At 36.5% G+C, this 13,009-nt stretch carries 12 protein-coding genes; 5 read left to right on the forward strand and 7 right to left on the reverse strand.

The annotated features are described in order from the left end of the window. The 3 genes from ACWIW0_RS07770 to pyrH all read right to left on the reverse strand — a co-directional run. Positions 1 to 786, reverse strand: a 786-nt coding sequence (locus tag ACWIW0_RS07770) for a hypothetical protein (protein ID WP_454452859.1), incomplete at its 3' end; no start/stop codon positions are given. Between the two features lie 417 nt (positions 787 to 1,203). Next, positions 1,204 to 2,706 (reverse strand): lysine--tRNA ligase, encoded by a 1,503-nt coding sequence (lysS, locus tag ACWIW0_RS07775; protein WP_454452860.1) that lies wholly within the window; start codon positions 2,704 to 2,706, stop codon positions 1,204 to 1,206. Between the two features lie 147 nt (positions 2,707 to 2,853). Further along, positions 2,854 to 3,567: a UMP kinase gene (gene pyrH, locus ACWIW0_RS07780; protein WP_454444080.1), complete on the reverse strand. Its 714-nt coding sequence runs from the start codon at positions 3,565 to 3,567 to the stop codon at positions 2,854 to 2,856. A 143-nt stretch (positions 3,568 to 3,710) separates the two neighbouring features. Here pyrH and ACWIW0_RS07785 point away from each other — a divergent pair, with 143 nt between their 5' ends. Continuing rightward, on the forward strand, positions 3,711 to 5,261 hold the full coding sequence (locus ACWIW0_RS07785) for a phosphoethanolamine transferase (protein ID WP_454452861.1): 1,551 nt from the start codon (positions 3,711 to 3,713) through the stop codon (positions 5,259 to 5,261). A gap of 62 nt (positions 5,262 to 5,323) precedes the next feature. Here the strand turns inward: ACWIW0_RS07785 and ACWIW0_RS07790 are convergent, their stop codons facing one another. The 3 genes from ACWIW0_RS07790 to clpB all read right to left on the reverse strand — a co-directional run bounded on the left by ACWIW0_RS07790 (position 5,324) and on the right by clpB (position 10,213). Continuing rightward, a complete protein-coding gene (locus ACWIW0_RS07790) occupies positions 5,324 to 6,430 on the reverse strand; it encodes a methionine biosynthesis PLP-dependent protein (RefSeq protein WP_454452862.1) in 1,107 nt (368 codons plus the stop codon). Positions 6,431 to 6,472: 42 nt separating this feature from the next. Further along, positions 6,473 to 7,285: a 4-hydroxy-tetrahydrodipicolinate reductase gene (dapB, locus tag ACWIW0_RS07795; RefSeq protein ID WP_454452863.1), complete on the reverse strand. Its 813-nt coding sequence runs from the start codon at positions 7,283 to 7,285 to the stop codon at positions 6,473 to 6,475. Positions 7,286 to 7,639: 354 nt separating this feature from the next. Further along, positions 7,640 to 10,213, reverse strand: coding sequence for an ATP-dependent chaperone ClpB (gene clpB / locus ACWIW0_RS07800; protein WP_454452864.1), 2,574 nt, complete (start codon positions 10,211 to 10,213; stop codon positions 7,640 to 7,642). Positions 10,214 to 10,459: 246 nt separating this feature from the next. Between clpB and ACWIW0_RS07805 the strand changes: the two genes are divergently transcribed. Together ACWIW0_RS07805 and brnA are read left to right on the forward strand one after the other, a co-directional pair. After that, complete coding sequence (locus ACWIW0_RS07805) at positions 10,460 to 10,756, forward strand: BrnT family toxin (protein WP_454452865.1); 297 nt, start codon at positions 10,460 to 10,462, stop codon at positions 10,754 to 10,756. Next, positions 10,740 to 10,985 (forward strand): type II toxin-antitoxin system BrnA family antitoxin, encoded by a 246-nt coding sequence (brnA, locus tag ACWIW0_RS07810; protein ID WP_454452866.1) that lies wholly within the window; start codon positions 10,740 to 10,742, stop codon positions 10,983 to 10,985. Before ACWIW0_RS07805 ends, brnA begins: the two co-directional genes overlap by 17 nt. Positions 10,986 to 10,989: 4 nt before the next feature. On the opposite strand, the gene ACWIW0_RS07815 is transcribed toward brnA, so the two are convergent. Continuing rightward, positions 10,990 to 11,742 carry a TatD family hydrolase gene (locus ACWIW0_RS07815; RefSeq protein WP_454452867.1) on the reverse strand — a complete coding sequence of 251 codons (753 nt, stop codon included), beginning with the start codon at positions 11,740 to 11,742 and terminating at the stop codon, positions 10,990 to 10,992. A 152-nt stretch (positions 11,743 to 11,894) separates the two neighbouring features. On the opposite strand from ACWIW0_RS07815, the gene ACWIW0_RS07820 reads away from it, so the two are divergent. After that, positions 11,895 to 12,533, forward strand: a complete 639-nt coding sequence (locus ACWIW0_RS07820) for a nucleoside recognition domain-containing protein (protein WP_157394679.1) — start codon at positions 11,895 to 11,897, stop codon at positions 12,531 to 12,533. Continuing rightward, positions 12,530 to 12,988: a YjiG family protein gene (locus tag ACWIW0_RS07825; protein ID WP_454444285.1), complete on the forward strand. Its 459-nt coding sequence runs from the start codon at positions 12,530 to 12,532 to the stop codon at positions 12,986 to 12,988. Before ACWIW0_RS07820 ends, ACWIW0_RS07825 begins: the two co-directional genes overlap by 4 nt. Positions 12,989 to 13,009 lie beyond the last annotated feature (21 nt).

The raw sequence follows: 13,009 nt of genomic DNA on the forward strand, positions 1-13,009 counted from the left end.
ATCATCCACGATCGATGTGCCAATAAGATCAAATGCTCCCCCCGCCACATCACCGGTATTATTTAATGCGAAGACCTCAGAATAGTGACGTTTATCATCGATCATCATACTAGACCAAGTTGTTCCATCAAAACGCCAAATGGTAGCGATATTATTACCACCAGCAGAAACAGTATCATAGCCTGCAACAATATCACCTTTATTATTAACAGCATTAGCCGAAGATGTTTCTGACGATAATCTCATTAATGACCAATTACCATTTTCTTCTGTCCAAACGCTAGCGTTAGTATTGTAGTCGCTCTCGTAGTCTTGCACTCTACGATTTGGAAGAACATTGATATTACCAACGGCTTGTGTTCCCGAGCCATTTAACCCTAGTATTGCCCCTTTGAAGTCTTCCTCTGAGCTTTCGTCATAAGGGAGTTCTATCGGTTCACTCCATTTGCCATTTTGCCATTTCCAAATAGTAGGCACTAGGTACTTAGTTGTCTTATGTGCACTTCCTCCAGCTACATTTCCTTGATCATTAAGGGCGTAAACAAAGGAGAGTATTTTTTTATCTAATTGAACTGGTTTAACAAAGTAAGGAAGATCATATTTGTCATCCTCACTTTGCCATTTTTTCCATTGCCAAGTGGAATCAATATGATAGTTATTATTATATGTCGCAAAAATGGAACCTGTGGCATTAATTGCACGTACACCGCTATCTTGTTTATTAATAATAGGTTTAGCCGTAGCAGGTTGATAATTGTTAGAAGTGGCTTCTTGAGCAGAACTCAATTGAGAAAAAGAAAAAATTGCCAACGCAATTAAAGAATAGTTAAATTTTGCTTGCTTGCTTGCTTGCTTGCTTGCTTGCTTGCTTGCTTGCTTGCTTGCTTGCAGAATTATAAAACATAGTGTTTTCCTTATTTGTGAAATAATATTATCAAGGGGGATATATTATAAAGAATTAGGATGCTTATTTCTATATTTTTTAATTCTAAAATGACTATTGCTATAATAGCGATTATGTAACTGTTACACAAAGAGCAATATAAATTTGCGGTATTATGTAGCAGTTGCACAATTCCCCTCGCCCGCTTGCGGGAGAGAGTTTTTTCAATTTTGTGCAACTGCTACATAATACCGTAAATTTGAACAGTGGTCTTAAGCGACAGTAATTTACTGTCGCTTAATTATTTCATCTATTTGCACTTATTTCTGACGCATTGCAGGGAATAAAATTACATCACGAATAGATGGAGCATTTGCAAAAATCATTGCTAAACGGTCAATACCTAAACCTTCACCTGCTGTTGGTGGTAAGCCATGTTCTAATGCAACCACAAAATCATCATCATAGAACATTGCTTCATCATCTCCCGCTTCTTTCGCTTCTACTTGAGCTTGGAAACGTTCAGCTTGGTCTTCAGCATCATTTAATTCTGAGAAACCATTACCAATTTCACGTCCACCAATGAAAAGCTCAAAGCGATCAGTAACATCAGGGTTCTCATCATTACGGCGTGCTAATGGAGAAATTTCCGCAGGGTGAGCCATTAAGAAAGTCGGTTGAATCAGTTGATGTTCTGCAACTTCTTCAAAAATTGCATTAACAACTGAACCTAATCCCCACGATTTTTGAATTTCGATATGTAATCCTTTCGCAATCGCAACGGCTTTATCAAAATCATGTAAATCTTCAAGGCTAATACCATTGCCATACTTCACAATGGCATCGTGCATTGTAATACGCTCAAATGGTTTACCGAAGTCAAAGACATATTCACCGTAAGGAACATCTGTTGTCCCTAAAATATCTAATGCTAAACGGCGTAACAACTCTTCAGTGTTATCCATTAAGTCGTGATAGTCTGCATAGGCTTGATAGTATTCGATCATTGTAAATTCAGGGTTATGACGAACAGAAACCCCTTCATTACGGAAGTTACGGTTTAATTCAAATACACGCTCAAATCCACCTACAACTAAACGTTTTAAATAGAGTTCTGGTGCAATACGCAAATACATATCTACATCTAATGCGTTATGGTGTGTGATAAATGGTTTAGCTGCTGCACCACCTGGGATAACTTGTAACATTGGTGTTTCAACTTCAATAAAACCTTTTTCAAGGAAGAATTGGCGAATACCTGATACCACTTTTGAACGAATCACAAAAGTGCGGCGAGATTCTTCATTTGCAATAAGATCTAAATAACGCTGGCGATAACGAGTTTCTTGATCTGTTAAGCCTTTATGTTTATCTGGTAATGGGCGAAGTGCTTTGGTTAATAATTCAAACTCTGTCGCACGAACAGTCAATTCACCAGTTTTTGTTTTAAATAATGTACCTTTAACGCCCACAATATCGCCTAAATCAAGCATTGAAATAGTATTTTCATACTCTCCTTCAGCTAAATTATCACGAGCAACATAAAGTTGAATTTTATCGCTTACATCTTGAATAGTAATAAAAGTTGCCTTACCCATTGCACGACGTAACATAATACGCCCTGCAACTACGGCTTGAATTTCTTTGGCTTTTAACTCTTCACCATCTACACCATCATATTTTTGGTGAAGATCCTGAGCTAAATCTTCACGACGGAATGTATTAGGAAAAGGATTTCCTCTTTGGCGTAATTGATTTAATTTCTCACGGCGAGCTAACATTTCGCCATTCAAATCAAGTTCTTGGTTTTCTTGTTCAGACATTTTATTACCTTAATTTAAAAAGAATTTTATGCATTTAAAAGGCGAGATTATAAGCGAATTTACATACTTTTTATAGCAAAATTCTTCATTTACAAAAACTGAAAATATAAAAGAGTAGCTCCAAAATTAGACTACTCTTTCACAGATTTAAGAAATAGTTGTACCTTCTTCAGTACCTGTAACAACTTGGCGTAAAGCACCCGCTTTACCCATATTAAAGACACGAATTGGCATTCCGTGGTCACGAGCAAGCGTGAAAGCAGCTAAATCCATTACTTGTAATTCTTTATCAATAACTTGCTCATAGCTTAATGTTTTATAAAGTACGGCATCTGGATTTTTAGCAGGATCTTTATCATAAACACCATCAACTTTAGTCGCTTTTAATACCACATCAGCTTCAATTTCAATACCACGCAAACAAGCGGCTGAATCCGTTGTAAAAAATGGGCTACCTGTACCTGCTGAAAAAATGACTACACGTTTTTCACGTAACATTTTGATTGCTTCAGACCAGTTATATGTATCGCAGATACCATTTAATTGGAACGCAGACATTAACTTCGCATTCACATCTGCACGATGTAAAGCATCACGCATTGCCAAACCATTCATTACTGTTGCTAACATTCCCATATGGTCGCCTACAACTCGGTTCATACCTGCTTTCGCTAATTTTGCACCACGGAATAAATTACCACCACCAAGAACAACACCGACTTCAACGCCCATTTCTAATAATTCTTTAATCTCAATTGCCATTCTATCTAAAATAGATGGATCAATTCCAAATCCTTCATCACCTTGTAATGCTTCGCCACTCAGTTTCAACAAAATTCGTTTATAGATTGGATTGCTCATTATTGACCTCTTTATAACAGTTGTAGGAAAAAATCGGGCTATTATAGTACATTGTTACATTAGATAAAATAGACAAAGCAAATAGAACTTCACTAACATTTTCGGTAAAATCAGCTCTCCGATTTATGATATAAAATAATACAATGATAAACCTAAAATTTTCCCAACTATTCAGTATTATTACTGTTTTTCTATTAGCTTACTTCACAAGCTATTTAATGCTACTGGGTTCAGGCTTTTTTACTACATTTGATTTCTTCGCAACGTTATTGCTTAGCTTTTTCATACTACTTTTAAACTCATCAACAAAACGGTTCTATTTGGTATTACTTCCATTAGTAATCTTATACGGCTTTTACACCCCGATAGGATTAACGTTTGGTTCGCCATCATATCAATATGTTGCGTCTGTATTCGCCACAGATTTACAAGAAAGCAAAGAGTTTTTTGCCCAAATCCCACTCAAAAACCTGCTTATTTGTATAACTATTTTTGCCAGTTTATTTTTAGGGAGATTTATCAGCCGAAAATATCAAATTAGCTTTTATCGCAATAAAACTTTTGTTGTAACAAGCTTATTCTTACTTTTTTTAACGTCTCCGCCTGCACTTTTTATTCGTGAGAGTTTTGATTCTATTCATACAGTTTATAGTGAACTCAAACGCTTAAATTCGCTGAGTGTAAAAAGTGAATGGGGAGAATCAAGCCTGAATGCTAATTCTCGTTACGATGACTATATTTTAGTGATTGGTGAAAGTGCTCGAAAAGATTACCATCACGCTTATGGATACCCGATTGAAAATACCCCTTTTATGAGTAAAGAGAAAGGAACTTTAATTGATGGGCTAACAGCAGGTGGTACGAATACTATCGCCTCACTCAAACTGATGCTGACCAAACCTAATAGTGAAAAATGGGAAGGGAATTATTCATTGAGCTTAGTTGATTTGATTAAATCTGCGAATATAAAAACCTATTGGCTCTCTAACCAAGGTTATCTTGGTACTTTTGATACGCCAATATCGTCATTAGCGAATAAAAGTGATGAAAAGATCTTCTTAAAATCTGGGGATTCCTTTAATCAGAATATCAGTGATTTCGCTCTACTACCTAAATTTAACGCTATTCTTAACCAAGAATATCAAGGCAAACGCTTTATTGTGGTACATCTATATGGTTCTCACCCAATCAGTTGTGATCGCTTAACGGATTATCCAAAAATATTCAGCGATGAAATGATTGATAAACGATATGCCAATGTAAACTGCTATATTTCAACGATTAAAAAGACCGATCATTTATTAGAAAAGCTATATCAAACTTTGAATGATAACGCTGAAAAAAGTCAGCGTTCATTCTCTATGGTCTATTTTGCTGATCACGGGCTTGCTCATCACATTACAGAAAAAAGTATTGATATTCATAATAGCAGTGGTAAAAGCAAACTTCATTTTGATATTCCACTCTTTAAAATCTCAAGTGATGATACAGAACGTAAAAGTTATAAAGCCTTCAAATCTGGATTAAATTTTACTGATGGCATAGCCAACTGGATTGGTATTGCTAATCCTAAGGTAAATCCTGACATTGATTTATTTAGCCCAGAGAGTGATAAAAGTGATTATGGGTTAAAGCAAATGATTGAGAAATTTGAAGGGGATATCGATCCTGCTGTGGTAATTCCAACTAAATAGGTATGATAAAAAAGGTTGGCAAATCATTGTTGCCAACCTTTTTTACATTCTGTTATTCAAACTTATTTTAAATTTGCAAAAGCCTGTAATAAATCAGCTTTAATATCTTCAACGTGTTCTAAGCCCACAGAGAAACGCAATAATTTATTACAAACGCCACGAGCAATACGCTCTGCCTCTGGAATATCCATATGCGTTTGAGTAGCTGGATAAGTAATAAAACTTTCTGTTCCACCTAAACTTTCTGCAAAGGTAATCAATTTAATACCTTTTAAGAAAGTATTCACCCAATTTTCATCTTTTAGACGGAAAGATAACATTCCACCTTTTCCAGAATAAAGCACATCTTGTACCTGTGGTTGTTCTGCTAGGAATTTTGCTAATTCTGTTGCGTTTTGTTGATGACGTTCAACACGCAATGCAAGGGTTTTTAAGCCACGAATAATTAAATAGCTATCAAATGGCGAAAGCACAGCACCAGCCCCATTTTGCATATAGAATAATCTGTCACAAAGTTCTTGACCTTTTGCCACAATTAAACCTGCAAGCACATCATTATGTCCAGAAAGGTATTTAGTTGCACTATGAATAACAATATCTGCACCTAAATCTAACGGTTTGAATAACACAGGCGTTAAGAAGGTGTTATCCACAATGAGCATTAAATTATGTTTTTTCGCAATTTGAGCAATAGCTGCAACATCACACTCTTCCATCAATGGATTTGATGGTGTTTCAACAAAAATCGCTTTGGTATTTGGTGTGATTGCAGCTTCAATCGCAGATAAGTCTGCAGTGTTTACATAAACGGGTTTCACTGTGTTATGATTTTTATAACTAAAATCAAGCAAGCGGTAGGTTCCGCCATACACATCACTAGAAATAATCCACTCATCAGGTGCAGTAAAAAGTGACATTATAAGTTGAATTGCCGCCATTCCTGATGCACAAGCAAAACCTGCATCACCATTTTCTAAATCAGCAATGCCTTGCTCTAACACTGAACGAGTTGGGTTTTTTGTACGGGTATAATCAAAGCCTGTTGATTCACCAATACCAGCGTGACCATAAGCTGTTGAAAGAAAAATTGGGGTTGCAACCGCACCCGTACGTTCATCGGTACGATTACCTAATTGCACTAATGTTGTTTCAATATTGTTGTGCTTCATTTGTTGTCCTTTTGCAAAAAATTAAATTAATCTGACCGCTTATTAAAGATTATTTAAATCTAAAACATCTGTCATATCAAATAAACCATTCTGTTTTTGTTGTAACCACTTCGCTGCACGCACTGCTCCGTTAGCAAAAGTCATTCGGCTAGATGCTTTATGAGCAATCTCTACTCTTTCGCCTTCATCAGCAAACCAAACACTGTGCTCACCCACAACATCGCCTGCACGAATAGTGGCAAAACCAATTTCATCACGTTTACGTTCGCCTGTAATGCCTTCACGAGCAAAAACACCGTGAGTTTTTAAATCACGACCTAATGTTTTAGCAATATGCTCTCCCATTGAGAGTGCAGTGCCTGACGGAGCATCAACTTTATGACGATGATGAGCTTCAATGACTTCGATATCACAATAATCGCCCATTACTTTCGCGGCTTTTTCCAACAATTTAAAAACCAAATTTACCCCAACACTATAATTAGAAGCAAATACAATGGCGATTTTTTCTGATGCGTTTTTAATTGCTTGCTTTCCAGCATCGTCAAAACCGGTTGTGCCAATAATCATCTGTTTTTGATGTGCGACACAAAAAGCAATGTGTTCTAAAGTACCTTCTGGACGTGTAAAGTCAATTAAGAGATCAAACTTATCTGCTTGGCTAGCTAAATCATCACTAACAGCAACACCCAGTTGCCCAATTCCTGCCAGCTCTCCTGCATCAGCCCCCACTAATGAAGAACCTTTACGCTCAAATGCAGCACCTAATTCTACCCCTTGCGCATTATGAACTGCCTGAATAAGCTGTCTGCCCATTCGACCGCCTGCTCCCACAACCCCAATTTTTAATGTCATATTCTGTCCTTAAATTTATTTATCGAAAATGGCGTGATTTTATAAGAAAATGACGGTTATTGTAAGCTAAAAACATCTAATCATAAATTATCTTTTCTACTATTCATTATCAAAATCTATATGATAATTTTGAATTTACCTAATAAAGAATACTATGGAAATACTTAATAGACGATAATATCAAACAGTAGATCTCCATTTGATTTACCTGAATTGAAAATCAGCAAGTAAGAATATTAGTCTTAGCCATAAGCAAGTGAGAATATTTATATATTTAGTTCTCACAAAATAGCCTAACAAATACATTACTTGCTGAACATTATTTGTTAAATAGTTAATTTAGCTTATATTCAATTACTGCACCGCAATAATTTGCCCATTTTGGTAATCAACCACAACATCTTTATTCGGTAGCAATTTACCTGATAAAATTTGCTGTGCAAGCGAGTTTTCTACTTCTTGTTGAATAGCTCGTTTAAGCGGTCTTGCTCCAAAGAGTGGGTCAAAGCCTGCATTACCAATATGATCAACTGCAGCATCTGTAACCGTAACATTATAGCCACGTTCTGCCATACGTTTAATTAAGCGTTGTAATTGAATTCGGGCAATTGCACGAATATTCGCTTTATCTAGTGGGTGGAATACAACAGTTTCATCAATACGGTTAATAAACTCTGGTCGGAAATGTTGCCCAACGACATTCATTACGATATTTTTCATCTCATCGTAGCTCATATTCTCCGCATTTTCTTGAATTAGATGTGACCCTAAATTTGATGTCATAATGACAACAGTATTGCGAAAATCAACGGTTCTACCCTGTCCATCAGTTAAACGACCATCATCAAGCACCTGAAGTAAAATATTAAATACATCAGGGTGTGCTTTTTCTACTTCATCAAGCAAAATAACCGAATATGGACGGCGACGAACTGCTTCAGTTAAATATCCACCTTCTTCATAACCTACATATCCTGGCGGAGCTCCAACTAAACGAGATACGCTGTGTTTTTCCATAAACTCTGACATATCAATACGCACCATTGCATCTTCACTATCAAACAAGAAGTTAGCAAGAGTTTTACAAAGTTCGGTTTTACCTACGCCCGTTGGTCCTAAGAATAGGAACGATCCGATTGGGCGATTTGGATCAGACAATCCAGCTCGGCTACGACGAATCGCATTCGCTACCGCATCTACCGCTTCTGCTTGTCCAATTACACGTTTATGTAAAACTTCTTCCATTTTAAGCAATTTCTCTTTTTCACCTTCCATCATTTTAGAGACTGGAATGCCCGTTGCTTTTGAAAGCACTTCAGCAATTTCTTCATCGGTTACTTTGGTTCTTAATAACTGATTTTCCGCATTTTCATCTTCTCGTTTTTGTGCTTCTGCAAGCTGTTTCTCTAAATCAGGAATAACACCATATTGAAGCTCTGCCATTTTTTCAAAGTTATTTTCACGACGAGCTTGTTCCATTTTAAAACGAGCGTCTTCTAATTTCTCTTTAATATTCTGGGTGCCTAACAAGGCGGACTTTTCTGCTTTCCAAACTTCTTCCAATTCCGCATATTCACGCTCACGAGCGGTAAGATCTTCGGTTAATTTTGCAAGTCTTTGGCGACTTGCTTCATCATCTTCTTTTTGAAGTGCTTGTTGCTCCAATTTTAGTTGGATAATACGGCGTTCTAAACGATCTAATGGTTCAGGTTTAGAATCAATTTCCATACGCAAGCTAGATGCTGCCTCATCAATTAAATCAATCGCTTTATCAGGTAATTGGCGATCTGAAATATAACGATGCGAGAGTGTCGCTGCAGCTACGATTGCGGGGTCAGTAATTTGAACGTGATGATGGAGTTCATAGCGTTCTTTTAATCCACGCAATATAGCGATGGTATCTTCCACTGTTGGCTCATCAACCAACACTTTTTGGAAACGGCGTTCAAGAGCGGCATCTTTCTCAATATATTGACGATATTCATCAAGTGTTGTCGCACCAACACAGTGTAATTCCCCACGAGCAAGAGAAGGCTTGAGTAAATTGCCTGCGTCCATTGCACCATCGGTTTTTCCTGCACCAACCATTGTATGAATTTCATCAATAAAGAGAATAACTTGTCCTTCTTCTTTGGCTAATTCATTTAATACTGCTTTTAAACGCTCTTCAAACTCACCACGATATTTTGCCCCTGCAATCAATGCTCCCATATCTAATGAGAGAACTCGTTTATTTCTTAATCCTTCAGGCACTTCATTATTCACAATACGTTGTGCCAAACCTTCTACAATCGCTGTTTTACCGACTCCAGGCTCACCAATCAGCACTGGGTTATTTTTGGTACGGCGTTGTAAGACTTGAACAGCTCGGCGAATTTCTTCATCACGTCCGATAACGGGATCTAACTTACCGCTTCTTGCTCTTTCTGTTAAATCAATTGTATATTTTTGTAATGCTTGACGGGTTTCTTCTGCATTTTGACTATTCACGTTTTCTCCCCCACGAATTTGTTTAATTGCCGCACTAATTTTTTCTTTGGTTAATCCATACTGTTTGAGTAATTTGCCTACTTCACCGTTATCATCTAAAGCAGCTAAGACAAATAATTCTGATGATACAAAACTATCTCCAAATTGCTGAGCTAATTTATCGCACTGATTTAATAAGCGGAAAAGCTGCTGCGAAGGCTGGATATTCGTACCTTCCACTTGTGGAAAACGCTGAATAATCGTTTCCAATTCTTGAGTTAATTTAGCTGGTGCAACATTTAAAGCACTAAATAACGGAGCAACCGAACCATCATTTTGTTTTAATAATGCTAACAGTAAATGTGCAGGTTCAATGTAAGCATTATCTTTTCCAACCGCGATAGACTGTGCATCTGCAATCGCAGATTGAAATTTACTGGTAAATTTATCAATATTCATATTTTTCCTTAAAATTCTTTTGTTGTTTAACATTCTGACATTGAGAGATTGAACTCTCGCTTGACGGAACAATAAATTGGGATTGTCAAGATAATTTCAAGTAAAAATGTGAAGAGGATCACATAAAACTTCTCAATAGATTATTTTTCGAACTAGATCGACTTTTTATCCCTATCAATTTGATTAATCTACTACGTTTATTTATCTTTCTGAATACCATTGCACTCAATATATAAAAAATATATTATGAATACCAATTTTATACATTTTGAATCAATTCTGTTTGAATATGACCCCAATAAAAGTCTAAGCAATCTAGCCAAACACGGCATAGATTTTGAACAGGCGAAACAACTTTGGAAAGATGAAACTAGAATACTATTAACAGTTAAACTTGAACCAGAAATACGTTACTTAATCATAGGTAAAATAGCCCAGAAACACTGGGCTGCTATTTACACAATGAGGAATGGATGTATTCGCATTATTTCTGTACGAAGAGCAAGAAAACAAGAGAGAAATTATTATGAATCACACAACTAGCACAGAAACATTTGAGCAAATTTTTGATGATGGTAAAGAAGATATTCTCCATCTATGTAATTTATCCACTGCTCAACGCCCAAGTCAAATAAAACGGGTTAATGTTGATTTTCCACTTTGGATGGTAGAAAGCCTAGATAAACAAGCCAAGCACCTCGGTGTGCCAAGACAAGCATTGATAAAAATGTGGATAGCCGAGAAATTACCAAACTACTCCCCTAAAGCATAACTTGCTATTTACAAAAGTAAAACTGCTGTACGTTTCGTATTATTTGGCGATTTATATCCTTAACTGTCCCCTGAGTTAGTCTTGCAATTTGCTCAATAATTGCCCTAAGCTGTTTTTCAATCTCAATTGGCTCAAAACCTTGATGCAGCCAAGGGGCATCGGTTTCAATCATTAGGCGAGAAAGGGGAAATTGCTTTACCACCTTTTGTGTTTTGGGATTATGTAAAATATCGGGGGTTACACTAACATAATAAGGTGTATGCAAAAGTTCATTTAACATTTCATCACTGGCTTTAAACCAATGAAAATGAGCTTTCTTCACTTGATATTTACTCAGTAAGGATAAAGCAATATCCGTATCGTCATATACAATATGCAAATTTAGCGGTAAATCATACCGCTTACTTAACTGAATAAACTGCTCAAGTAGATCAATATAGGGCTGATAATCTAAACTGGGTTGCTCTTGCTTACGATAGTAAGGCAGTCCCACTTCCCCACAAGCGGTCAGATATTGATGATTTTTTGCAATCCAATCAAATAAGCGATTTTGTTCATTTTCAGTCGGTAGATCTTGTTCAGGGTGAAAGCCTGCACAACAGTAGATATGAGAAAAACGTTGCTTTAAAGACAATAAACGCCGACTACTATCCAAATTAGTTGCAACGGCGATAAGTCCTTGTAGATTTGAGTTAGTACAAATCTGAGTAATCTGCTCATCTGAAAATTGATCTAAGTGAATATGTCCGTCAAACATTGTTCAAATTACATTCTAAAAATAAATAATCATTAGTATAAATTTAATTCTTATTTGTTCTAAGACTTCTTTTCAAATTTTTGATTTATATCACATTTTTCTAAAAATCATCTCAGTATAATCAGCTCAACATACTACATAAAGGAGGCTGTATGGAAGACAATATCACTGTCAAAAAACTGATTGTCGGCACAATATCACTACTATGTGCCATTATTTTCTTTGGTGGGTTTGCGAAGGATATTTTCGGTGGAATATTTGACTTCGGCAAATTAACAGGGCAATTTCCAGAGTGGTTTAAAACCGCAGGTGGAACGAGTGCAAAAGGGGGATTTATCTTCGCTCTTTCACTTATCCCAAGTGTAATGCTTGCATTAGGGTTTGTCGCTATTTTTGAACATTACGGAGCATTAGCAGCCGCTTCAAAATGGCTTAGCCCTATCCTAAAACCAGTAATGGGTATTCCAGGTTCTTGTTCTATCTCATTAATTGCAAGTACACAAAGTACTGATGCAGGTAGTTCAACTACAAAATTCTTACGCAATGAAGGGAAAATCACTTATAAAGAGTTGCTGATTTTTGCAGCGTTCCAATTTAGTGCAGGAGCGTTATTAACTAACTTCTTATCATCATTCGCACCATTATTATTAGTGAGCGATAAAGCAGGCACAACAGCACCTGTTTCTATTGCAATGTGCTTAGGAATTATTTTTGTCTTTAAAATTGTTGGGGCAAACTTAATGCGTTTATATGTCAAAAAATTTGTGAAAGATGACGAGGTGGAAGTATGAGTAGCCAAAATAAATTAATCACTGATATTTTTATTGATGGTGCAAAAAAAGGTTGGAATATCGCAATCAATAGTACTGTTCCAAATGTGTTAATGGCATTCGTAATCATTTATATGCTAAATACTTCGGGTCTATTAAAAATATTTGGCGAATATTTGGGCTTTATTATGGTCCCACTCGGTTTACCAGGGGAATCTATTGCAGTATTTCTCGCTGCATTCCTTAGTTGGGGCGGTGCTGCTGGTGTGCTAGTTGCATTAGTTCAGGAAGGTGTTTTAAATGCACAACATATTGCAATTTTAATTCCTGGAATGGCATTAGTTGGTTCAACCATTCAGTATATGGGGAGAATACTAGGTGTATTAGGCGTACCTGGTAAGCATTATTTAATCTTGTTTGGTATCTGTATTATCAATGCCTACCTAGCAATGTTAGTAATGCGTTTTGTTATTTAATTTAAAACGGCTTAGCTCTTT

Source organism: Ursidibacter sp. B-7004-1 (assembly GCF_053654055.1).